The organism is Pseudomonas sp. MWU12-2345 (assembly GCF_023242385.1).
Classification (GTDB): Bacteria; Pseudomonadota; Gammaproteobacteria; order Pseudomonadales; family Pseudomonadaceae; genus Aquipseudomonas; species Aquipseudomonas gingeri_D.
In genome coordinates this window covers 1,295,970-1,317,352 of record NZ_JALLJA010000001.1, presented here as the reverse complement: position 1 = coordinate 1,317,352, position 21,383 = coordinate 1,295,970, and the positions used below count along the sequence as shown (strand labels likewise).

The following is a 21,383-nucleotide window of genomic DNA, read 5'->3' as shown; positions in this document are numbered from 1 at the left end:
TGCTGGATTGGCGCTTCGGCCCGTTGTCGGGGGATCCGGGCAATCGTCAGAGGCTGTCCGGATCCCCGCAGAACATCTGGATCCGCGAGCGCAGCCAGCGTTCGCCCGGGTCGTTGTCCTGGGAACCGCGCCAGGCCATGTGCAGTTCGAAGGTCTGGGTGTCCAGCGGCGGGTTCTCGGCCCGCACGCCACCGGCTGCCGTCAGCGCATCGGCGGTGTAGTCCGGCACGGTGGCAATGATGTCGGTGCCGGAGATCAGGGTGCTCAGGCCGTTGAACTGCGGCACCGCGAGCACCACGTGGCGCTTGCGCCCGAGTTTTTCCAGCTCGGTATCGATAAAGCCACTCAAGTCGCCGGCGAACGACACCAGGGCATGGGGCCGCGCGCAGAAGTCATCCAGCGACATCGGGCCGGGCATGGTGTCGGCCCGCAGCAATTTCGGCGAACTGCGGCGTAGCACCTTGCGCTTGGCGTTGGCCGGCAGGTCGGTGGTGTAGCACACGCCGATGGAAATCTCGCCGGAGCCCAGCTTGGCCGGAATCAGCAGATAGTTGACGCGGCGGATCACCAGGACGATGCCGGGCGCCTCGGCGCGCAGGCGCTTGAGCAACTGCGGCAGCAAGGCGAACTCGACGTCATCGGACAGGCCGATGCGAAACACCGAGGTGCTGGTGGCCGGGTCGAACTCCGAGGCGCGGCTGACCGCGGTGGAAATCGAGTCCAGGGCCGGGGAGAGCAGGGCGAAGATCTCCACGGCACGGGCCGACGGCTCCATGCTGCGGCCGGTGCGCACGAACAGCGGGTCATCGAACAGGCTGCGCAGGCGCGACAACGCCGCGCTGATGGCCGGCTGGCCGAGGAACAGCTTTTCGGCGGCCCGGGTCACGCTCCGCTCGTGCATCAGGGTTTCGAATACGATCAGCAGGTTCAGATCGACGCGACGCAAGTCGTTACGGTTCATCGGGCTCGCTTCACAGGATATTCACTGGCGGGGAAGGTCAATCTTACGGGCAAAAGTGGTTGATTCGCACGGAAATTTGAACTGTGTACAATGGTCGCCAATCAATGACAGGCATGTCGACTATTAATAGCCACTGATGGTCTTGCACGAAAAGCCCGGATAGAGTTCGTGGCATTAGAGGTTCATTTGACGAGGTTTGCGATGTCCCGCACGATCCGTTTTCACAAGTTTGGCCCGGCCGAGGTGCTCAAATGCGAAGAGCATACGGCCACTCTGCCTGCGCCGGGCGAAGTGCAGGTGCGTGTCGAGGCCATTGGCATCAGTTGGTATGACGTTCTCTGGCGGCAGAACCTGGCGTCGTCCCAGGCCCGCCTGCCGGCCGGTATCGGTCATGAGATGGCCGGTGTGGTCACCGCCATCGGCGATGGCGTCGATGACCTGGCCGTCGGCGACAAGGTCGCCAGCTTCCCGGCCCAGAGCCCCAACGATTACCCGGTCTATGGCGAGCAGATCGTCCTGCCACGCTCGGCCCTGACCCGTTACCCGGATGTGTTGACCCCGGTCCAGGCCAGCGTGCACTACACGCCGCTATTGATCGCCTATTTCGCTTATGTGGACCTGGCGCGGGTCAAGCCGGGGCAGTTCGCCCTGGTCACCGATGCCAGCCACTGTGCCGGGCCGTCCTTCGTGCAACTGGGCAAGGCCCTGGGTGCCAAGGTGATTGCCGCGACCAAGATCCCGGAAGAGCGCGAGTACCTGTTGTCCCTGGGTGCCGACAAGGTGATTGTCACCGAAGAGCAGGACCTGCTGATGCAGGTCAACAAATACACCGATGGACGTGGCGTCGACATGGTCTTCGACGGCCTTGGTGGCCCACAGATGTCGATGCTCGGCGATGTCCTGGCGCCCCGTGGCAGCCTGGTGCTCTACGGCCTGCAGGGCGGCAACCAGACCCCGTTCCCGGCGTGTGCGGCGTTCCAGAAGAATATCCAGTTCTTCGTCCACTGCATCGGCAACTTCACCGGCAAGCCGGAACTGGGCATCGTCCAGGATCAGGCGGCGCTGCAAAGGGCCTTGCGCGATATCAATCAGTTGACGGCCGACCGGGTGTTGCCGCCGCTGGAAATCCGGACTTTCCCGTTCGACGAGTTTGTCGAGGCGCACCGTTTCATGGATGGTTGCCCGTGCCGCGGTCGGGTCGCGCTGCAAGTTGAGCCCAGTTGAGCTGACTGAAGCGGTTTGACATAACCCCGTATCGTTCTGCGATACGGGGTTTTTTATTAATGCCTTGAAATATTTACTAACAACTTTCCAGGCGTTTACTCGCGCCGAAAAATACCATCAACTGAACCGGTTTTTTGCCGGATTCTGTATCTGTTAATCGCCGGTTAAGTGCTGATAATTGAAGCGTCACTTACAGCTCAAGGAATGAGTTATGGTTCACTACCAGCCGCCGTATCGGAGTCTCGTTGTTTTTCGAAGTTTCAGGTCGAACTCTTTTGAATGCAACGTGTGGGATGTCTCGTCTTCAGGGTCTCGGGCGAAGATGGTTTCCTTATGTCGTTAAATTCTTGCGGGTAGTTAATAGTTGTAGGTCATTGTAAGAATATTCCTAAGATATTTTTATTGGCACGCAGACTCCCAACGCTAACTGGCAATCCGTGACGTCGGTCATGCTCGAAAGCTCTTGCCGTGGGTGTTTCAGGCCTGTGCAATACTTCGGGTGTTGCTTGTCCGCATTCAGGATTATATGGGGCAGGCAATCTTCCGTCTGATCCGGCCGCTGCCGGTAATGCGAGCGCTGTTTGCCCGACACTGAACTCAAACCAGGTGTATAAAGGCTATGAGCTCCATTCATGAGCAGGCAATGAATTATGTTTATCAGCAGGTGTTGCAGCGTCTGATGAGTTACTTTACGCGCGCTGAACGTATTGCACTGCAGTTGTTGATTCAACGTCTGATCGTAGCGGCGGGCGGTATTGAGCGTATTGGCGAATTCAAGGTCATGGTGGCCCACGGCGGCGGCAAGGACAGCAGTTATACGCTGGCGTTCTTGCGGGCGGCGCAGTTGAGTATTGCCGGACGTTCGCCGGCCACCTTCAACCTGCGGGTCGCCACGTTGCGCCATGCCGGTGTGACGGCTACGGTCATGCACAATATCCACCGCAGTTACAGTGCCTTGTTTGTCTATGACGACCCCCGGGTCGAGTTGTTGATGGTGGATAACAAACATGTCCGGCCGTTCAATCATCGCCTGCCGATGTCGGAACTCAATCGCGATATCAACCGTCGCAATCTGCTGATGAGCGGCCACCTGACCGCGGGTGACGGGCGCGCGACCTTCTGCAATGGCTGTTATCTGTCCATGGCCGATTTCTACGAGCGCTCCAGTGCTTGGGACAAAGGCGTCGATGCCCTGGTCAGCGGCGAGTCGCCCCGGGAGCAGAAGCAGTACATGACCTGGTTGCTGCGGGCGACCGAGACGCCGGAGCGAACCTGGGCCGGAGGGCGGGCGCTGGAGTTCGACGAGGCGGTCAAAACCTGTCACGACCTCGGCCTGGATTATTACCGCGAGCTGTATGGCGAGGCCCTGGTGGAGCCCGAAGGCCCGGCCATCAGTCGTTCCAGTCGGGCCTCGGCGCCGATGCTGGTCAGCGTCTATGACCTGGTCGGTCGCGACCTTGAGGAGCGCTGGCCGTTGCTGACCGAGTTTCTCGGTTTCCAGTTCGATGACCTGGCGTTCCACTTCAGCGAATCCGATTGCGCCAATCCCTTGCTGATGGCCCATATGCGTGGTCTGCAGGCGCAGTACGTGCGGGGTTTGAGCTACGAGGGTGGCATCGGCGAGTACCTGCAACTGGCCGCCGCCATGATGCGCCGCAAGCGCATGCCGGCGCGGTTGGTGGAGCAGGCCATGGGGGCCTATGACAGCGACGAGAAGATCCTCGATCGACGGGCGCTGGCCTGTGCCTACGCACAAGAGGCCTTCGGCCTGAGCGAAGTGCAACTGACCTGTTTGTTGTTCGCGCCCTTCGTCAACCGTGGCCATGGGCTCGAGCTGTTCCTGCGCAGTTGCCACCCCGGCATGCTGGTGGCGCTGCCGGACTTGCACAAGGCGCTGTCGGGGCAGGGGGGGGCCGAGCAGATCTGGCAATGGCTGAGCGAAGTCAGCGGCCTGACCCCGACCTTGCTTGGTGATCTCTACACCAAGGCCCAGGTGGACTTTTCCGGCGTCAGTTCGCTGATTGCCCGGGTTCGCGCCAGCGACCCGGACAAGTACCGCATCGACATCGTCAATCCCGACAACGGTGAAGTATTCAAAGAAGTCTTGTCGGGACGTTAAAAAGGATTGGTATTGATAGTTTCAGACACTCCCAAGCCGGGTGCGGATTCGTCCGTACCCCAGGACATGACTCAACCCTTACCTGACAAGGGGCGTAAACACTCGGACTTCGCCTACCAGGCGGTCTACCGTTATCTGGTCAGCCTGATCAGCGAAGTCGAGACCGATGCCCGGGTCAAGTTGCCGTCCCTGCGTCAGTTGGCCGAGCGCCTGAATGTTTCGATTTCGACCATCCAGTACGCCTATTCCCTGCTGGAAAAGGAGGGGCGGGTGTACTCGCTCGCCAAGTCGGGTTACTACGCGCTACCGGTCTCCGGGGTGTCGTTTGTCAGTGGCAGCGCCGATGTGCTGGAGCGCCTGTATGTGCATTCGCGGCGGCCCGGTACCCTGGTGCTGAGCAGCGATGAGCCGGCGCTGCTGTTGTCGCTGGACAATCCGTTGCTGTTGCTCGAACGCGAGCTGGTGCGCCAGTACCCGCGCCAGCAGGCGCCACAGTTCCAGCCGTTTGGCGAGTTGGAGCTGCGCACCGCCCTGGCCGTGCGCTACACCACCTCGGCCCAGCGTTACTGGCATGCCGACGATGTCTATATCGGCGCGGACCTGCGCAGCGTGCTGGAAACCCTGATGGCCGCTATGAGCCTGAAACAGGCCACGGTGCTGGTGGAGTCGCCCTGCGATTGGGTGATTCTACGGCTGTTGCAGGCCGGCGGAGTCAATATCGTCGAGTTGCCGCTACTGGACGACGGTGGCTTTGACCTGATGGCCCTGGAGCATTTGCTGCAGACCCAGCCGGTCAAGCTGTTGCTGATGTCTTCCGGGCTCAGTGTGCCCCGTGGCAGCCTGATGCCCCTGGTACAGCGCGAGCACCTGGCACGGTTGCTGGAGCATTTCGGCGTCTGGTTACTGGAAAACGACAGCCATGGCGAGTTCGCCTTCGAGCCAGGCGGACCGCGGATGCGCGACCTGGTGGACCCTGATCGCCTGCTGGTGTTCGCCAGCTTCGAGCGGATCATGGGCGCCGAGGCGCCTTTCGGCTACCTGCTGTCCCGGCACCTGGGGGCGGAGTTGCAGCGGCATTTCCTGTTGCGTTCGTTCCGCATGTCGCCGACCCGGCAGAAGGCGATTGCCCGGCTCTACAGCAGCGGTCGGATTGATCAGCACCTGGCGACCTTGCGTCGTTTGTTGCAGGAGCGCATGGCGCATATGGGCGGTCTGCTACGCGAACGTCTGGCCGACAGCCTGGCGTTCGTGCCGCCAGAGGGGGGCGCGACGGTATGGGCGCAGGCGACCCGGCCAGTGGACATGCGCAAGGTGTTCGAGCGACTGCTGGAGCAGAAGATCGTCATCGCCCCCGGCGAACTCTTCAGCCTGCATGGCTTGCATCAGCAGCACCTGCGTCTGTGCAGCACCGCCAATGCCCACCGTCATCTGGACCAGGCCCTGGGCGTGCTGGCCGATGCCTTGCGCCTGGAACAGCTCGACTGAGGCGCCCTTTGTCCGTTTGTATTTGCCAGGGGCGGGAGGGCCTGTTATCTGTATGCATAACCAGCATTCGATAACCGTGGTCCTTCCCGCCTGTGACAACCCAGCCCCTCGACGATCCGTTCTACTACCTGAACAACTTCCAGCAAGTGCTCGACTGGCTGGCCGCGCGTTATGCCGACCTGTTGGACGCTCGGGAGCAGGCCTTTATCCGCGATTTTGCCGGCTTGCCCAAGGCCTCCCGGGCCTTGCTGGTAAGAATGGTGATGCGCAAGGGCGAGCACTTTCGCGCCGGCAAGCTGAACTATGCCGAAATCGGCGACCCCGAGCAGGCGGCGCGGCCGTTGCTGGTCCTGGGCTGGGTACGTGATGACGCGCCCCTAAGCCTGGCGCAGTTGTTCGCGGTCCTGCAAAAGGCCGAGGTGCTGAGCAGTTTCAAGGCCGATATCACCCAGCCCAGGGCCAACAAACCGGAGCTTTATGGGCAACTGGCCCTGCGCTTCGACGAGAACCGGTCGTTTGCCCGATGGTGCCCGAGCATTCCCGAACCGCTTTACAGCCTGCAGGTGATGCCCCTGTGCGACCGCCTGCGGCTGATGTTTTTTGGCAACCTGTACCAGGACTGGTCCGAATTCGTATTGGCGGACCTGGGCATCTTTACCTATGAAAAGGTCGAACTCCAAGCGTCGTCCCGCGGCCTGCGCAGCCGCGCCGACCTCGATGGCTACCTGCATCTGCATGCAGCCCGCGAGGCCCTGGAGGCCGGCGAGGAGCCAGGCCTGATACACCAGCACGTCAACCGGTTGGACACCGACAACCCCTGGCTGGAACGGCGTCGGGGCAAACTGCTGTTCCAGCTCGGGCAGCAGAGCGAGCGCTTGCAGGACTGGCCCGGCGCACTGGCGATCTATAGCGGCTGCAGCCACCCGCCGGCACGTTTGCGGCGGATCCGCGTGCTCGAACGCCTGGGCGAGTTCCAGTCGGCCATGGACCTGGCGTCGCAGGCACAGGACGCGCCCCGCAGCGCCGAAGAGCAACAGCATCTGCTGCGTATCCTGCCACGGCTGCGGCGCAAGCTCGGCCTGCCGGCGATTGCCCCGATAGCGCCGGTGGCGATTACCCGGCTGGACCTGGTACTGGTCAATGACCCGGCCCTGTCCGTCGAGGAAGGCGTCGCCCGGCACCTGCACGAACCGCAGGCCCCGGTGCACTACGTGGAAAACACCCTGGTCAATTCGCTGTTCGGCCTGTTGTGCTGGCCGGCGATCTTCGCGCCGCTGCCGGGGGCTTTTTTCCACCCGTTCCAGAGCGGTCCGGCGGACCTGCATGACGAAGACTTCCACGCCCGTCGTGCCGGGCTGTTCGCCGAGTGCCTGGGACAACTGGAGGACGGTCGCTACCGGGACAGCATCCGCTCTACCTTCAACGCCAAATGGGGCCTGCAATCACCCTTTGTGTTCTGGAATATCCTCACCCCGGAGTTGTTGGAGCAGGCCCTCGACTGCCTGCCCGCCGAACATCTGCAACACTGGTTCGAGCGCCTGCTGCTGGATATCCGCGCCAACCGCGCCGGCATGCCCGACCTGATCCAGTTCTGGCCGGCGGATAAGCGCTACCGGATGATCGAAGTCAAAGGCCCGGGTGACCGCTTGCAGGACAACCAGCTGCGTTGGCTGGAGTTCTGCCGCCAGCACCAGATGCCGATTGCCGTCTGCTATGTGCAATGGACAGTGGAGGAACCTTGACCTACCGCGTTGCCGTGCGCGCCTTGTGCGAGTTCACCGCCAAGGTCGGCGACCTGGACCTGCGCTTCACGCCGTCGCCGACGGCCCAGGAGGGCATGCTCGGCCATCGCACCGTGGCTTCGCGGCGCGCCGAGGGTTACCAGGCGGAACTGGCGGTGGAAGGGCATTACCGTCACCTCAAGGTCCAGGGCCGGGCGGATGGCTATGACCCAGGGCAAAACCTGCTGGAGGAAATCAAGACCTATCGCGGCGACCTTGCCGCCCAGCCGGCCAATCATCGCCAACTGCACTGGGCCCAGGCTCGGATCTACGCCTGGCTGCTCTGCCGGCAGTTGCAACTGCCGGAAATGAACCTGGCATTGGTCTACTTCGATATCGTCAGCGAAAAGGAAACCGTGCTGCGGGAAACCTGGAGCGCCGCGCAGCTTGAGGCGTTCTTCGTGCAGCAGTGCGAACGTTTCCTGCATTGGGCCGAGCAGGAGGCCGGCCATCGCCAGGCCCGCGACCAGGCAGCCCGGGACCTGGCCTTTCCCCACGACGCTTTTCGCCCCGGCCAACGAACCCTGGCCGAGACGGTGTACAAGGCCGTCAGCACCGGTCGCTGCCTGATGGCCCAGGCGCCGACCGGGATCGGCAAGACCCTCGGCACGCTGTTCCCGATGCTCAAGGCCCTGGCGCCGCAGCAACTGGACAAGGTGTTTTTCCTGACGGCCAAGACCCCGGGTCGTCAGTTGGCCCTGGATGCGGCGCAGGTCCTCTATGGGCGCTCACCCGAGTTGCCGCTGCGGGTGCTGGAGCTGGTGGCCCGGGACAAGGCCTGCGAACACCTGGACAAGGCCTGTCACGGCGAGTCCTGCCCCTTGGCCCGAGGCTTTTACGACCGGCTGCCCGCAGCGAGACAGGCCGCGGTCGGCGTGCCCTTGCTCAACCAGCAGGCGCTGCGAAGCGTCGCCCTGGCCCATGATATCTGCCCCTATTACCTGAGCCAGGAAATGGCCCGCTGGAGCGATTGGGTGGTTGCCGACTACAACTACTACTTCGACTTCAGCGCGCTGCTGTTCGGCCTGGCCCAGGCCAACCAGTGGCGGGTGGCGACGCTGGTGGATGAAGCCCACAACCTGGTGGAGCGCGGACGGCAGATGTACAGCGCCAGCCTCGACCAGCAGGTGCTGAGCAGCGTCCGACGCAACATCCCCGAGGCTTTGAAAAAGTCGTTCCAGCGTTTGAACCGTGAGTGGAACGCCCTGCACAAGGAGCAGGCCGGCCCTTATCAGGCCTATGGGCAGGCGCCCGCCAAGCTGCTGAACGCCATTGGCTTGTGCGTGTCGGCCATCGGCGACTACCTCAATGAACACCCGCAAGGTGTCGATGGCGAACTCCAGGGCTTCTATTTCGAGCTGCTGCAGTTCTCACGGGTAGGGGAGTTGTTCGACGAGCATTACCTGTTCGACATCAGCCTGCGCGAGAACGGCCAGCGCCGCAGTTCGCAATTGTGCCTGCGCAATGTGGTGCCGGCCGGCTTCCTCCGTCCACGACTGACGGCGTCCCGCAGCAGCGTGCTGTTTTCCGCGACCCTGAGTCCCCGGCGCTACTACACCGACCTGCTGGGCCTGCCGGCGGACACCGCGTGGATCGATGTCGAGTCGCCCTTCAAGCGCGAGCAGCTGGACCTGCGGATCATCAGCCAGATTTCCACCCGCTACGTCCATCGCCAGGCCTCGTTGGCGCCTATTGTCGAGTTGCTGGCCGAACAGTTCACCGGGCGTCCCGGCAACTACCTGGCGTTCTTCAGCAGCTTCGACTATCTGCAGCAGGTGGCGCGGCTGTTGGCCGAGACTCATCCACAGATCCCGCTATGGCTGCAATCGCGACGCATGGAGGAAAGCCAGCGCCAGGCCTTTCTCGGGCAGTTCACCGAGCACAGCCAGGGCATTGGCTTCGCGGTCCTCGGCGGGGCCTTTGGCGAGGGCATCGACCTGCCTGGTCAGCGACTGATCGGCGCGTTTATCGCGACCCTTGGGTTGCCGCAATTGAACCCGGTCAATGAGCAGATCAAGCAGCGTATGGCCGTACTGTTCGGCGCGGGGTACGACTACACCTACCTGTACCCGGGCGTGCAGAAAGTCGTGCAGGCGGCGGGCCGGGTGATTCGCAGCGAGCAGGATCGCGGCGTGGTGATGCTGATCGACGATCGTTTTGCCGAAGCCAAGGTCCGGCAGCTATTGCCGCGTTGGTGGCAGGCCTGACAACTGCGTGGCCCTGGCGTGGCCGGTCGAGGATGCCGCGAGAGCGATTTTTTGCCAGGCGCGCAGACCCGCGAGGGTGTAGGTGTCGAAGATCTTTTGAAACCAGACCGTGTACTTTTCCGGCTCGGCGGCAATGCGCCGCGGAATGTCGGACAGCGGCAACCAGGCCCAGGCCAGGGCTTCATCGGGATTGGCGACGGGTGGGGTGTCGCTGGTACCAACGAACAGGTGATCGAATTCATGCTCGATCAGGTCGTTCGAAACCTGCTCCCGATAGAGCAGGGAGGCAACGTTCTTCAGGGGGCAGGTCAAGCCCATTTCTTCGAGTAAACGCCGTTGCGCGGCGGCGAGGGTCTGTTCACCCAGGCGTGGATGGCCGCAGCAACTATTCGTCCATAGGCCTTGCGAATGGTATTTGCCGAGGGCGCGCTGCTGCAGCAGCAAGCGGCCTTGCTCGTCGAAAATGAAGATCGAGAAAGCCCGATGGCGCAGGCCCTGTTGATGGATGAACAGTTTGTGCGCACTGCCGGTTTCGCAATCATCCTCATCCACCAGAATGAGGGTTTCTTCCATCGACTCGGACTCCGAGGTGTCGTTGTCACTGGACGGTACTGCCGACCAGAATAGGGGGCTCAGTTTTTCTTGAGTGATATTGGGAGACAATAGATCGCGTTTGCCCAAGTGCAAGGAGCTGTGGGCATTCGGCTTGGCCGTTCGTCTAAAGCTGGCGTGTGCCCTTCGGGCGTCCCCGCTCAACCTTTCATCAAACCTTCATCAAACGTTTATTCCCACGTTTTGTTCAGGTCATCTACCTGACACCCCGCCTGCCTAGAGTCGTTTGAACTCAAACGTGGCCAGGGATGGCTGCTCAACCAGACAGAGCGGCCCATGCATCCAGCGATCCGTGTCGAACATCTGAACAAGACCTTTGCGCGAAAGAGCGCCTTGGTCGATCTCGACCTCACCATCGCGGTCGGTGAAATGGTCGCGCTGATTGGTGCTTCCGGCTCCGGCAAGTCGACCTTGTTGCGTCACCTCACGGGCCTGGCCTGTTGCGACAAAAGCAACGGCGGCAGCGTCAAGGTGCTCGGGCGGGATGTGCAGGTGTCCGGGCGTTTGAACGGCAAGGTACGGCGTTTGCGCGCCGACATCGGTTATATCTTCCAGCAGTTCAACCTGGTCAATCGCCTCAGCGTGCTCGACAACGTGCTGCTCGGTTGTCTGGGCCGCATGCCACGCTGGCGCGGTAGCCTCGGCCTGTTCAATGCCGAGGAAAAGCAATTCGCCATGGAGTCCCTGGCCCGTGTCGGTCTTGCCGATCTCGCGGCGCAGCGCGCCTCGACCTTGTCCGGTGGTCAGCAGCAGCGTGTAGCGATTGCCCGGGCCCTGACCCAGCGCGCCGAGGTGATTCTGGCCGACGAACCCATCGCCTCCCTCGATCCGGAGTCGGCGCGCAAGGTCATGGAAATCCTCGCCGATATCAACCGCCGCGACGGCAAGACCGTAGTCGTCACCCTGCATCAAGTCGATTACGCCATGCGTTATTGCCCCCGTGCGGTGGCGCTGAAAGGCGGGCGGATTCATTACGACGGGCGCGGCAGTGATCTCAGCAGCCAGTTCCTCAACGATTTGTACGGTGCCGACCTCGACACCAGCCTGATGTTTTCCGACCAGAGCCGCCGCCCCGAAGTCACGCCCCGACTGGTGTTGGCGAGCCTCTGAATACCCTTGTTCCCCCGGCAGTATTCCACCCACAGGAATCCTTCAATGTTGAACCGTATCCGTCACGTGTGTCTGTCCGCCGTCTTGTTGGCCGCCGGTGTGCTGGGCAATGCCCAGGCCGCTGACAAGGCGATCAACTTCGGCATCATGTCCACCGAGTCTTCGCAAAACTTGCGGAGCATCTGGCAGCCGTTCCTGGATGACATGCACAAGAAAACCGGCCTGACCATCAACGCCACCTTTGCCTCCGACTATGCCGGCCTGATCCAGGGCATGCGCTTCAACAAGGTCGACGTGGCCTGGCTGGGCAACAAGGCGGCCATGGAGGCGGTGGACCGTTCCAACGGTGAAATCTTCGCCCAGACCTCCGCCGCCAACGGCGCGGCCGGTTACTGGAGCGTGCTGATCGTGAACAAGAACAGCCCGATCAATTCCGTGGAGGACATGCTCAAGAACGCCAAGAACCTGACCTTCGGCAACGGTGATCCGAACTCCACCTCGGGCTACCTGGTGCCGGGCTACTACGTGTTCGCCAAGAACCATGTCGACGCGGCCACCGCCTTCAAGCGCACGCTCAACTCCAGCCATGAGGTCAATGCCTTGAGCGTGGCCAAGGGGCAGTTGGATGTCGCCACCTTCAACACTGAAAGCTGGGAGCGCCTGGAAGTCACCCAGCCGGACAAGGCCGCCATGCTCAAGGTGATCTGGAAGTCGCCGCTGATTCCCGCCGACCCGATGGTCTGGAGCAAGAACCTGGGTGACAGCGAGAAGGCCAGGATTCGCGACTTTATCCTCGGCTACGGCAACACCGATGAAGAGAAGGCCGTGCTCAAGGGCATGCAACTGGGCAAGTTCCTTGTGTCCAGCGATGACCAATTGCTGCCGATCCGCCAACTGGAACTGTTCAAGCAACGCACCATCGTCAGCGCCGACGACCACCTGGAGGCGGCCGACAAGGCCAGGAAACTGGCGGCTATCGACGCCGACCTGGCCAAGTTGCAACAGCGCCTCACCGAGCTGGACAAGAAGACCGCGGCCAACGCCGGTTGATCCTCGGCGCGGCGCTAGCACGCCGCGCCTTTTCTGAGCTGCCTTGATGAGAGTCGATCATGACCACGCTGCACGCTGAAGCTGTCGGCAAGCACACCTGGCCGCAATACGTCGGTTGGGGCTTGTTCCTGGTCCTGCTGGCCTGGGCCTGGCGCGGCGCCGAGATGAACCCGCTGGCGCTGTACCGCGATTCGGGAAACATGGCGACTTTCGCCGCCGACTTTTTCCCGCCGGATTTCCATGACTGGCGCTCCTACCTCAAGGAGATGATCGTCACCGTGCAGATCGCCCTCTGGGGCACGGTGCTGGCGATTGTCTGTTCGGTGCCGCTGGGGATTCTCTGCGCCGACAACATCACGCCGTGGTGGGTCCACCAGCCGCTGCGCCGGGTGATGGATGCGTTCCGTTCGATCAACGAAATGGTCTTCGCCATGTTGTTCGTGGTGGCGGTCGGCCTGGGTCCGTTTGCCGGGGTCCTGGCCCTGTGGATCAGCACCACCGGCGTACTCGCCAAGCTGTTCGCCGAAGCGGTCGAAGCCATCGATCCGGGCACGGTGGAGGGCGTTCGCGCCACCGGTGCCAGCGCCTTGCAGGAAGTGATCTACGGCGTGATCCCGCAAGTGATGCCGCTGTGGGTCTCCTACGCGCTTTACCGCTTCGAAGCCAACGTGCGCTCGGCGACGGTGGTGGGGATGGTCGGGGCGGGCGGGATCGGAGTGATCCTCTGGGAAAACATCCGTGCCTTCATGTTCGTCCAGACCTGCGCGGTGCTGCTGGTGATCATCGTCGTTGTCAGCCTGATCGATGTCTTTTCCCAACGCCTGCGCAAGCAGTTCATCTGATTTCGGAGGGGTGCCCCTGGGCGCTTTTTTTAACGATGCAGTTGTCTAGACAAGATGAGCCGGTGTACCGCGAACTGGCCGATATCCTGCGCCGCGAACTGAGCAGTTATCAGGCCGGCGACTTCCTGCCGGGCGAAGTGCAGTTGGCCGAACGCTTCGGTGTCAACCGCCACACCCTGCGCCGGGCCATCGATGAGCTGGTGTTCGAAGGCAGCCTGCTGCGCTTGCAGGGCAAGGGCACCCAGGTGTTGGAGCGACCGCTGATCTACCCGATGGGCGCCGAGACCTCTTACAGCCAGTCATTGTCGGCCCAGGGTGTCGGGGTGGAGGCGATACTGCTCAAACGCCGCTACTGCTACGCCAGTCGCGACGAAGCGCAACAACTGGGCATTGCCGAGATGGCGCCGATGATCGAATTGCAGACCCTGCGCAAACTCGACCACCAGCCCGTGAGCCTGATCCGCCATCGCTACTGCGCCAGCCATGCGCCGCTGCTGGCGGACTACAACGGCGGTTCCCTGCGCCAGTACCTGCGTGAGCGGGACCTGCCTTTGACGCGGACCCAGAGCTTGATCGGTGCCCGTCTGCCCAACCGCGACGAAGCCGCGCTGTTGATGATGCCCCGGCATTTGCCGGCCCTGACCGTGTTTACCCTTTCCCGCGATCGCGACGGCCGCCCGGTGGAGCTGGCCCAGTCCACCAGTCGTTCGGATCGCTTTCAGTACCAGGTCGTCACCTGATGGAGAACCCGTTGATGAACCCGTCCCAACGTCAGCACTGGATCGGTGTGCTTGCCCGTGCCCGACGCAGTGAATTGCTCCCCCATGAAGCCGCCTTGCGCGACGTTGATTACCAGTTGATCCGCGCCCCGGAGATCGGCATGACCCTGGTCCGTGGCCGTATGGGCGGCAACGGTGCGCCGTTCAACGTCGGCGAAATGAGCGTGACCCGTTGCGTGGTGCGCCTGGCCGATGGCCGTACCGGTTACAGCTATCTGGCCGGTCGCGACAAGGTGCACGCCGAGCTGGCGGCCTTGGCCGACGCGCATTTGCAGGGGGCGCAAGGGAGCCTGTGGCTTAGCGACTTGATCACCCCCCTGGCTGATGCCCAGGCCGCCCGCCGCGCGGAAAAAGAGGCGGACACCGCCGCCACCAAGGTGGAGTTCTTCACCCTGGTTCGAGGAGAAAACTGATGAATCCACAGTTGTTGCAACCGGCGTTTGTCGACCCGGTACTGGATGCCCAGCGCGGCTTTCGCGCCGCCCTCAAGGCGCTGGCCGAGCCTGGTCTGGTCCAGTCCCTGGCCACCGCGCCAAGCCTGGAAGGCCTGGCGCCCGCCACCTATGCGCTGTGCCTGGCGCTGCTGGATGTGGATACGCCGTTGTGGGTGGCGCCGGCCTTCGATACGCCGTTGATCCGCGCCAACCTGGCGTTCCACTGCGGCTGTCCGTTGACCCTCCGCCGGGAGGAGGCCGCGTTCGCCTTGCTCGGCGAAGCGGATCTGCTGGACCTGGGCGGTTTCGACCACGGCAATGATCGTTACCCGGACCAGTCCTGCACCTTGCTGATCCAGTTGCCCGCTCTGGAGTCCGGCCGCGAGTTGAGCTGGCGCGGCCCGGGCATCGAGAGCACACGTCGGGTCAGTCTGCCGTTGCCTCCAGGCTTCTGGCTGGAACGCCAACGCCGTGAGGTTTTTCCCCGTGGCCTGGACGTGCTGTTTGCCGCCGGCCCGCAGTTGATCGGTTTGCCCCGTAGCACCCGGGTCGCCCATATCGCAGAGGAGCTTGCCTGATGTACGTAGCCGTCAAGGGTGGCGAACAGGCCATCGACAATGCCCACCGTCTGCTGGCGAAAAAGCGCCGGGGCGACACCTCCGTCACTGAGCTGAGTGTCGAGCAGATCCGCCAGCAACTGCCCCTGGCCGTGGCCCGGGTCATGAGCGAAGGCTCGCTGTACGACGAAGAGCTGGCCGCACTGGCGATCAAGCAGGCGGCGGGGGACCTGGTGGAAGCGATCTTCCTGTTGCGGGCCTACCGCACCACGTTGCCGCGCTTCAGTCCGAGCCTGCCGATCGACACCTCGCAGATGCTCCTCAGCCGGCGTTTGTCCGCGACCTTCAAGGATGTGCCCGGCGGCCAACTGCTGGGGCCGACCTTCGACTACACCCATCGCCTGCTGGACTTTGCATTATTGGCCGAGGGCGAATACCCGGGGCCCCGGGTCACGCCTGATGCTCGTCTTGAACCGTGCCCACGGGTACTGGGTTTGCTGGCCAAGGAAGGCTTGATCAAGAACGAGGCCGACAACAGCGAAAGCGTCGCCGACATCACCCGTGATCCCCTGGAGTTTCCGGCCAGCCGTGCCCAGCGCTTGCAGGCCCTGGCCCGTGGCGATGAGGGTTTCCTGCTGGCCCTGGGGTACTCGACCCAGCGTGGTTACGGCCGCAACCACCCGTTCGCCGGGGAAATCCGGATCGGTGACGTGGAGGTGTGGATCGACCCGGAAGAATTGGGTTTCCCCATCTGCCTGGGCAGTATCGAAGTGACCGAGTGCGAGATGGTCAACCAGTTCGTCGGTTCGGCCACGGAGTTGGCGCAGTTCACCCGCGGCTACGGCCTGGCGTTCGGGCATGCCGAGCGCAAGGCCATGGGCATGGCCCTGGTGGATCGTGCACTGCGCGCTGAAGAGTTCAACGAAGAGATCCAGTCGCCGGCGCAGCAGGAAGAGTTCGTGCTGATGCATTGCGACAACGTCGAAGCGGCGGGCTTTGTCTCGCACCTCAAATTGCCTCACTACGTGGACTTCCAGTCCGAACTGGAACTGATCCGCAAACTGCGCCAACCGGCCGAGGGGAAACGCCATGAATGACCTGAGCCAAGCGCCTGCGCGCGACCCGGCGTACAACTTCGCCTACCTCGACGAGCAGACCAAGCGCATGATCCGCCGCGCCTTGCTCAAGGCCGTGGCGATTCCCGGTTACCAGGTGCCCTTTGGTGGTCGCGAGATGCCGTTGCCCTATGGCTGGGGCACCGGCGGCATGCAACTGACCGCGGCGATCCTGGGGGCCGAGGATGTGCTCAAGGTGATCGACCAGGGCGCCGACGACACCACCAACGCGGTCTCCATTCGGCGATTTTTTGCCCGCACGGCGGGTGTTGCCACCACTGAAAGCACCCCTGACGCCACGGTGATCCAGACCCGTCATCGCATCCCGGAAACGCCGTTGCAAGCCGATCAGATCATGGTCTACCAGGTGCCGATCCCCGAGCCGTTGCGTTTTATCGAGCCTTCGGAAACCGAGACCCGGACCATGCACGCCCTCAACGATTACGGGGTCATGCATGTGAAGTTGTACGAGGACATCGCCACCTTCGGCCATATCGCCACCAGCTACGCCTACCCGGTGATGGTCGACGAGCGCTACGTGATGGACCCGTCGCCGATTCCCAAATTCGATAACCCGAAACTCGATATGAGCCCGGCGTTGATGCTGTTTGGTGCTGGACGGGAAAAGCGTTTGTACGCGGTGCCGCCGTTCACCCGCGTCACCAGCCTGGACTTTGAAGACCATCCCTTCGAAGTGCAGAAGTGGGAAGAGTGCTGCGCTATCTGCGGCAGCCACGACTCCTTCCTCGACGAACTGATCATCGACGACGCCGGCACCCAGCGTTTTGTCTGTTCCGACACCTGGTACTGCGCCCAACGGGTCGAGCAGCAGGAGAGCAAGCAATGAACCTGTCCCTGATGGAAGAGCAGTCGGTCAGCCTATCCGCCGAACCGCTGTTGCAAGTGCGTGACCTGACGTTGTTGTACGGCCTGGAAAAGGGCTGCCAGGGTGTCAGCTTCGACCTGTATCCCGGTGAAGTGCTGGGGATTGTCGGTGAGTCCGGCTCGGGAAAATCCACTTTGCTTTCGTTGTTGAGCGGGCGCCTGCCGCCCCAGCGTGGCAGCATCGGTTATCGCGGCAAGGGCGGTGAATGGCTGGACTTGTACAGCGCCAGCGAGGCCGAGCGCCGGACCTTGTTGCGCACCGAATGGGGCTTTGTCGAACAGAACCCACGGGATGGTTTGCGCATGGGCGTATCGGCCGGTGCCAACATCGGTGAGCGGCTGATGGCCCAGGGCGTACGCAACTATCAGCAGCTGCGTAGCGCTGGCCTCGACTGGCTGAGCCAGGTGGAAATCGACCCGCAGCGTATCGACGATTTGCCCCGGACCTTTTCCGGCGGCATGCAGCAACGCCTGCAGATCGCCCGCAACCTGGTATCGAGCCCGCGCCTGGTCTTCATGGACGAACCCACTGGCGGCCTCGACGTCTCGGTGCAAGCACGTTTGCTCGACCTGCTGCGTGGCCTGGTCCGGGAGCTGGACCTGGCGGTGGTGATCGTCACCCACGACCTGGCGGTGGCGCGTCTGCTGGCCGACCGCCTGATGGTGATGCGCCGCTCACATGTGGTGGAAACCGGGCTGACCGACCAGATCCTCGACGATCCGCAACACCCTTACTCGCAACTGCTGGTGTCTTCGGTGTTGCAGCCATGAGCCTTGTTCGTGAAGTGGAATCCAGTGCGATGACTAACTTGATCGAGGTCCGTGGCCTCTCGAAAACCTTCACCCTGCACCAGCACAATGGCGTGGTGCTGAATGTGCTGCGCGGGGTGGATTTCAGTGTGCGGGCCGGCGAATGCCTGGTGCTGCATGGCCAGTCCGGCGCCGGGAAAAGTACCTTGTTGCGCACCTTGTACGGTAACTATCTGCCGGCGGGCGGCAGCATTCGGGTGAGGCATGCCGGTGAGTGGCTGGAGCTGGTGGGCGCCGCGCCGCGGGACATTCTCCAGGTACGCCAGCAGACCCTCGGCTATGTCAGCCAGTTCCTGCGGGTGATCCCCCGTGTTGCCTGTCTGGACGTGGTGATGGAGCCGGCCCTGGCCCGTGGCTGGTCCAAGGCCCTGGCGCGTTCCCGTGCCGAACTCTTGCTCGGTCGCCTGAATATCCCCGAGCGTCTCTGGCAGTTGGCGCCGGGCACTTTCTCCGGTGGCGAGCAGCAGCGGGTCAATATCGCCCGGGGCTTTATGGTCGCCTGGCCGCTGATGTTGCTGGATGAACCCACCGCGTCCCTGGACGACAACAATCGCCAGGTGGTGTTGGAACTGATGAACGAAGCCAAGGCCTGCGGTACCGCGCTGATCGGCATTTTCCACGACCATGCCGCCCGTGAAGCGGTGGCCGACCGTCATCTCGACATGACCCCAACCGCCGTTGCCGAAGAGGAATACGCCCATGCCCGCTGAACAGATCCTCAGCAATGCCCGTCTGGTCCTGGCCGACCGTGTGATCGAGGGCTCCGTGGTGCTGCGTGACGGGGTGATCGTCGATATCGCCGAAGGCCGCAGCCAGTTGCCCCAGGCCCAGGACCTGAACGGTGATTTCCTGTTGCCCGGCCTGGTGGAGTTGCACACCGACAACCTGGAAAAACACATGACCCCGCGCCCCGGCGTGGACTGGCCGTCGACGTCGGCGGTGCTCAGCCATGATGCGCAGATCATCGCCGCCGGGATCACCACGGTGTTCGACGCGGTGTCCATCGGCGACGTCAATCCCAAGGGCAATCGCATGCAGAAACTGCCGGCGATGCTGGAGGCTATCGCTTCAGCCGAGGGCGCTGGGCTGACCCGCGCCGAACACCGCCTGCACCTGCGTTGTGAACTCTGCCACCCGGACACCCTGAGCGTATTCCGCGACCTGGTGGAAAACCCGCTGGTGCAGCTGGTGTCGGTGATGGACCACTCGCCGGGCCAGCGTCAGTTCGTGCTGGAGTCCAAGTACCGCGAGTACTACATGGGCAAGTACCATTTGAACGACGAGACGATGGATGCCTTTATCGTCCTGCAAATGGCCAACTCGAAGGAGTACAGCGATCGTTATCGCGCCGCCATCGTCGAACACTGCCTGGCCCGTGGCCTGTCGGTGGCCAGCCATGACGATGCGACCGTGGCCCATGTCGAGGAGTCGGCGCGCTACGGCATGACCATCGCCGAATTCCCCACCACCCTGGAAGCGGCCCGGGGCTGCCAGCGGCTGGGCATGAGCGTGTTGATGGGGGCACCGAACGTGGTCCGTGGCGGGTCCCATTCGGGTAATGTGGCCGCCGCCGACCTGGCCGCCAAGGGATTGCTGGATATATTGTCCAGCGACTACTACCCGGCGAGCCTGCTGCAAGCCGCGTTCTCGCTGGCGGCGCTGGACAATCACTGCGATCTGCCCGAAGCGGTCAAGATGATCAGTCTGGCGCCGGCGCGCGCGGCCGGTTTGAGCGATCGCGGCGAAATTGCCATCGGCCTGCGGGCTGATCTGGTGCAGGCCAGGTGCCGGGATGGACTGCCGGTGGTGCAACAGGTCTGGCGACAAGCGAACAGGGTGTTTTGATGGCAGGCAGGTTGATCTATCTCATCGGGCCTTCCGGTTCGGGCAAGGACAGCCTGCTGGATGCCGCGCGAGTGCGCCTGGCCGAACAGGGATGCCGTATCGCGCGGCGGGTGATCACCCGTTCGGCGCAGGCGGGGGGCGAGGCGGCCGAGGGCGTGAGCCCGGAGCAGTTCGCTGTGCTGGAGGCTCAGGGCGAGTTTGCCCTGAGCTGGCACGCCAATGGGTTGTCCTATGGCATTCCTCGGGATATCGATGATTGGCTGGCGGCGGGGGAGGACGTGCTGGTCAATGGTTCCCGTGGCCATCTGGCGCAAACGCGTTTGCGCTATCCGCAGTTGTGGGTGTTGCTGCTGAGCGTGGATCAGGCGGTGTTACGTCAACGCTTGCTGGCACGCGGACGTGAATCGCTGGCGGAAATTGACCAACGGTTGGCGCGTAATGTCTGCTTCAGTGAGGACCTGATCGCCGAGGCCGTGCCAGGGTTGTGCCTGATCGACAACTCTGGAGCGCTGGAGCGCACAGTCGAGTGCTTGCTGGCGTGCCTTAATGGAGAAACTCTATGCGCTTGACCCTGCTCGGCACCGGTGATGCCCGGCAAGTGCCGGTCTACGGTTGCGAATGTGTCGCTTGCGAGTTGGCCCTCGGTGATGCAAGCCTGCGGCGTCTGCCCTGTAGCGCGCTGATCGAGTGTGGCGACCAGCGCTGGCTGATCGACAGCGGCTTGCCCGACCTCACCGAACGCTTTCCACCGAGAAGCTTCAACGGCATTTTCCAGACCCATTACCACGCGGATCACGCCCAGGGGCTGCTGCATCTGCGTTGGGGTCATGGGTTGATGATTCCTGTGCACGGTCCGGTGGATCCGGAGGGTTTGTCCGATCTCTACAAACACCCTGGCATCCTCGATTTCGGTCAGCCTTTCGCTGAATTCGAAACCCGGCATTTCGGTTTGCTCAGTGTTACGGCGCTGCCACTGCAACACTCAAAACCGACCCTGGGTTATCTGTTCGAAGGGCAGGGGCGGCGCATCGCCTACCTCACCGACACTGTCGGCTTGCCGCCGGCGACGACGGCCTGGCTGCAAAGCGAAGCGCTCGACGTGCTGGTGCTTGATTGTTCGATGCCGCCGCAGCCCCAGGCACCGCGTAATCACAATGATTTGACGCTGGCATTGCAGTGCATCGAAGAATTAAAGCCAGGGCAGGGCGTGTTGACCCACGTCGGGCATACGCTGGATGCCTGGTTGCTGCCGCATCGTCAGGAATTGCCGGGTAACGTGACGGTTGGTTGGGATGGGCGGGTGCTTTAGCCTTGTTTGTGGGCTTGGAGGCCCAGCGCTTTCGCGCCAGACAGCAAAAAGCCCGCATGTGCGGGCTTCTTGGGATGGGGCCAGATCCTTTGGCAGTGCCCGATTATGGCGGCCGTTTGTGATGAAATAATTACAGCCCGATATCAATTTGATGCATAACCTTTGGAAATCCAATGACTTGGCCAGGTGGGAGGGGCCTTGAGGGGGCGTCCTGGTTCGAGGCATGCCAGGTGCCGGGCAATTCTTTGAAAATCAGAT

Annotated in this window: 20 protein-coding genes; 18 read left to right on the top strand and 2 right to left on the bottom strand. The window is 62.6% G+C overall.

Going from position 1 to position 21,383, the window contains the following annotated elements:
• Positions 1 to 46: 46 nt before the first annotated feature.
• On the bottom strand, positions 47 to 961 hold the full coding sequence (locus tag M5C71_RS05555; RefSeq protein WP_103494851.1) for a LysR family transcriptional regulator: 915 nt from the start codon (positions 959 to 961) through the stop codon (positions 47 to 49).
• Positions 962 to 1,162: 201 nt separating this feature from the next.
• Here M5C71_RS05555 and M5C71_RS05550 point away from each other — a divergent pair, with 201 nt between their 5' ends.
• The 5 genes from M5C71_RS05550 to M5C71_RS05530 all read left to right on the top strand — a co-directional run bounded on the left by M5C71_RS05550 (position 1,163) and on the right by M5C71_RS05530 (position 9,777).
• The gene (locus tag M5C71_RS05550; RefSeq protein WP_103494852.1) at positions 1,163 to 2,185 is read left to right on the top strand and encodes a zinc-dependent alcohol dehydrogenase family protein; all 1,023 of its coding nucleotides are present in this window, start codon (positions 1,163 to 1,165) and stop codon (positions 2,183 to 2,185) included.
• Positions 2,186 to 2,804: 619 nt separating this feature from the next.
• On the top strand, positions 2,805 to 4,304 hold the full coding sequence (locus tag M5C71_RS05545) for a hypothetical protein (protein ID WP_248767412.1): 1,500 nt from the start codon (positions 2,805 to 2,807) through the stop codon (positions 4,302 to 4,304).
• Between the two features lie 66 nt (positions 4,305 to 4,370).
• On the top strand, positions 4,371 to 5,789 hold the full coding sequence (locus M5C71_RS05540) for a PLP-dependent aminotransferase family protein (RefSeq protein ID WP_103494854.1): 1,419 nt from the start codon (positions 4,371 to 4,373) through the stop codon (positions 5,787 to 5,789).
• Positions 5,790 to 5,881: 92 nt separating this feature from the next.
• Positions 5,882 to 7,531, top strand: coding sequence for a VRR-NUC domain-containing protein (locus tag M5C71_RS05535; RefSeq protein ID WP_248767411.1), 1,650 nt, complete (start codon positions 5,882 to 5,884; stop codon positions 7,529 to 7,531).
• Positions 7,528 to 9,777 carry an ATP-dependent DNA helicase gene (locus M5C71_RS05530; protein WP_248767410.1) on the top strand — a complete coding sequence of 750 codons (2,250 nt, stop codon included), beginning with the start codon at positions 7,528 to 7,530 and terminating at the stop codon, positions 9,775 to 9,777. Before M5C71_RS05535 ends, M5C71_RS05530 begins: the two co-directional genes overlap by 4 nt.
• Here the strand turns inward: M5C71_RS05530 and idi are convergent.
• A complete protein-coding gene (gene idi, locus M5C71_RS05525) occupies positions 9,751 to 10,350 on the bottom strand; it encodes an isopentenyl-diphosphate Delta-isomerase (RefSeq protein ID WP_248767409.1) in 600 nt (199 codons plus the stop codon). The genes M5C71_RS05530 and idi overlap by 27 nt on opposite strands.
• 315 nt (positions 10,351 to 10,665) lie before the next feature.
• Between idi and phnC the strand changes: the two genes are divergently transcribed.
• From phnC to phnP, 13 genes are read left to right on the top strand one after another with little or no spacing between them, the layout of a single operon-like run.
• Positions 10,666 to 11,499, top strand: coding sequence for a phosphonate ABC transporter ATP-binding protein (gene phnC, locus M5C71_RS05520; protein ID WP_248767408.1), 834 nt, complete (start codon positions 10,666 to 10,668; stop codon positions 11,497 to 11,499).
• 45 nt (positions 11,500 to 11,544) lie between these two features.
• Complete coding sequence (phnD, locus tag M5C71_RS05515; protein ID WP_248767407.1) at positions 11,545 to 12,549, top strand: phosphonate ABC transporter substrate-binding protein; 1,005 nt, start codon at positions 11,545 to 11,547, stop codon at positions 12,547 to 12,549.
• A 59-nt stretch (positions 12,550 to 12,608) separates the two neighbouring features.
• The gene (gene phnE, locus M5C71_RS05510) at positions 12,609 to 13,391 is read left to right on the top strand and encodes a phosphonate ABC transporter, permease protein PhnE (protein WP_248767406.1); all 783 of its coding nucleotides are present in this window, start codon (positions 12,609 to 12,611) and stop codon (positions 13,389 to 13,391) included.
• 35 nt (positions 13,392 to 13,426) lie between these two features.
• Positions 13,427 to 14,131 carry a phosphonate metabolism transcriptional regulator PhnF gene (phnF, locus tag M5C71_RS05505; RefSeq protein ID WP_177098796.1) on the top strand — a complete coding sequence of 235 codons (705 nt, stop codon included), beginning with the start codon at positions 13,427 to 13,429 and terminating at the stop codon, positions 14,129 to 14,131.
• A gap of 14 nt (positions 14,132 to 14,145) precedes the next feature.
• Positions 14,146 to 14,583 (top strand): phosphonate C-P lyase system protein PhnG, encoded by a 438-nt coding sequence (gene phnG, locus M5C71_RS05500; RefSeq protein WP_248747364.1) that lies wholly within the window; start codon positions 14,146 to 14,148, stop codon positions 14,581 to 14,583.
• On the top strand, positions 14,583 to 15,182 hold the full coding sequence (gene phnH, locus M5C71_RS05495; RefSeq protein WP_248767405.1) for a phosphonate C-P lyase system protein PhnH: 600 nt from the start codon (positions 14,583 to 14,585) through the stop codon (positions 15,180 to 15,182). The genes phnG and phnH overlap by 1 nt, the downstream gene beginning before the upstream one ends.
• Positions 15,182 to 16,258 carry a carbon-phosphorus lyase complex subunit PhnI gene (locus tag M5C71_RS05490; RefSeq protein WP_248767404.1) on the top strand — a complete coding sequence of 359 codons (1,077 nt, stop codon included), beginning with the start codon at positions 15,182 to 15,184 and terminating at the stop codon, positions 16,256 to 16,258. Before phnH ends, M5C71_RS05490 begins: the two co-directional genes overlap by 1 nt.
• Positions 16,251 to 17,123 carry an alpha-D-ribose 1-methylphosphonate 5-phosphate C-P-lyase PhnJ gene (locus M5C71_RS05485; RefSeq protein ID WP_248767403.1) on the top strand — a complete coding sequence of 291 codons (873 nt, stop codon included), beginning with the start codon at positions 16,251 to 16,253 and terminating at the stop codon, positions 17,121 to 17,123. Before M5C71_RS05490 ends, M5C71_RS05485 begins: the two co-directional genes overlap by 8 nt.
• A complete protein-coding gene (gene phnK, locus M5C71_RS05480) occupies positions 17,120 to 17,932 on the top strand; it encodes a phosphonate C-P lyase system protein PhnK (protein WP_248747360.1) in 813 nt (270 codons plus the stop codon). The genes M5C71_RS05485 and phnK overlap by 4 nt, the downstream gene beginning before the upstream one ends.
• A gap of 29 nt (positions 17,933 to 17,961) precedes the next feature.
• Positions 17,962 to 18,681 carry a phosphonate C-P lyase system protein PhnL gene (gene phnL / locus M5C71_RS05475; protein WP_248767402.1) on the top strand — a complete coding sequence of 240 codons (720 nt, stop codon included), beginning with the start codon at positions 17,962 to 17,964 and terminating at the stop codon, positions 18,679 to 18,681.
• On the top strand, positions 18,671 to 19,816 hold the full coding sequence (locus tag M5C71_RS05470; RefSeq protein WP_248767401.1) for an alpha-D-ribose 1-methylphosphonate 5-triphosphate diphosphatase: 1,146 nt from the start codon (positions 18,671 to 18,673) through the stop codon (positions 19,814 to 19,816). The genes phnL and M5C71_RS05470 overlap by 11 nt, the downstream gene beginning before the upstream one ends.
• A complete protein-coding gene (gene phnN, locus M5C71_RS05465; protein WP_248767400.1) occupies positions 19,816 to 20,385 on the top strand; it encodes a phosphonate metabolism protein/1,5-bisphosphokinase (PRPP-forming) PhnN in 570 nt (189 codons plus the stop codon). Before M5C71_RS05470 ends, phnN begins: the two co-directional genes overlap by 1 nt.
• Positions 20,376 to 21,125, top strand: a complete 750-nt coding sequence (gene phnP / locus M5C71_RS05460) for a phosphonate metabolism protein PhnP (protein WP_248767399.1) — start codon at positions 20,376 to 20,378, stop codon at positions 21,123 to 21,125. The genes phnN and phnP overlap by 10 nt, the downstream gene beginning before the upstream one ends.
• Positions 21,126 to 21,383 lie beyond the last annotated feature (258 nt).

Bases quoted from the DNA above. Each gene is read 5' to 3' on its own strand.
- M5C71_RS05555 (WP_103494851.1), bottom strand. From the start codon at position 961: ATGAACCGTAACGACTTGCGTCGCGTCGATCTGAACCTGCTGATCGTA.
- M5C71_RS05540 (WP_103494854.1), top strand. From the start codon at position 4,371: ATGACTCAACCCTTACCTGACAAGGGGCGTAAACACTCGGACTTCGCC.
- phnL (WP_248767402.1), top strand. From the start codon at position 17,962: ATGACTAACTTGATCGAGGTCCGTGGCCTCTCGAAAACCTTCACCCTG.
- phnK (WP_248747360.1), top strand. From the start codon at position 17,120: ATGAACCTGTCCCTGATGGAAGAGCAGTCGGTCAGCCTATCCGCCGAA.
- phnE (WP_248767406.1), top strand. From the start codon at position 12,609: ATGACCACGCTGCACGCTGAAGCTGTCGGCAAGCACACCTGGCCGCAA.
- M5C71_RS05485 (WP_248767403.1), top strand. From the start codon at position 16,251: ATGAATGACCTGAGCCAAGCGCCTGCGCGCGACCCGGCGTACAACTTC.
- idi (WP_248767409.1), bottom strand. From the start codon at position 10,350: ATGGAAGAAACCCTCATTCTGGTGGATGAGGATGATTGCGAAACCGGC.
- phnG (WP_248747364.1), top strand. From the start codon at position 14,146: ATGAACCCGTCCCAACGTCAGCACTGGATCGGTGTGCTTGCCCGTGCC.
- phnF (WP_177098796.1), top strand. From the start codon at position 13,427: ATGCAGTTGTCTAGACAAGATGAGCCGGTGTACCGCGAACTGGCCGAT.
- phnP (WP_248767399.1), top strand. From the start codon at position 20,376: ATGCGCTTGACCCTGCTCGGCACCGGTGATGCCCGGCAAGTGCCGGTC.
- phnD (WP_248767407.1), top strand. From the start codon at position 11,545: ATGTTGAACCGTATCCGTCACGTGTGTCTGTCCGCCGTCTTGTTGGCC.
- M5C71_RS05470 (WP_248767401.1), top strand. From the start codon at position 18,671: ATGCCCGCTGAACAGATCCTCAGCAATGCCCGTCTGGTCCTGGCCGAC.
- phnH (WP_248767405.1), top strand. From the start codon at position 14,583: ATGAATCCACAGTTGTTGCAACCGGCGTTTGTCGACCCGGTACTGGAT.
- M5C71_RS05545 (WP_248767412.1), top strand. From the start codon at position 2,805: ATGAGCTCCATTCATGAGCAGGCAATGAATTATGTTTATCAGCAGGTG.
- M5C71_RS05550 (WP_103494852.1), top strand. From the start codon at position 1,163: ATGTCCCGCACGATCCGTTTTCACAAGTTTGGCCCGGCCGAGGTGCTC.
- M5C71_RS05490 (WP_248767404.1), top strand. From the start codon at position 15,182: ATGTACGTAGCCGTCAAGGGTGGCGAACAGGCCATCGACAATGCCCAC.
- phnC (WP_248767408.1), top strand. From the start codon at position 10,666: ATGCATCCAGCGATCCGTGTCGAACATCTGAACAAGACCTTTGCGCGA.
- phnN (WP_248767400.1), top strand. From the start codon at position 19,816: ATGGCAGGCAGGTTGATCTATCTCATCGGGCCTTCCGGTTCGGGCAAG.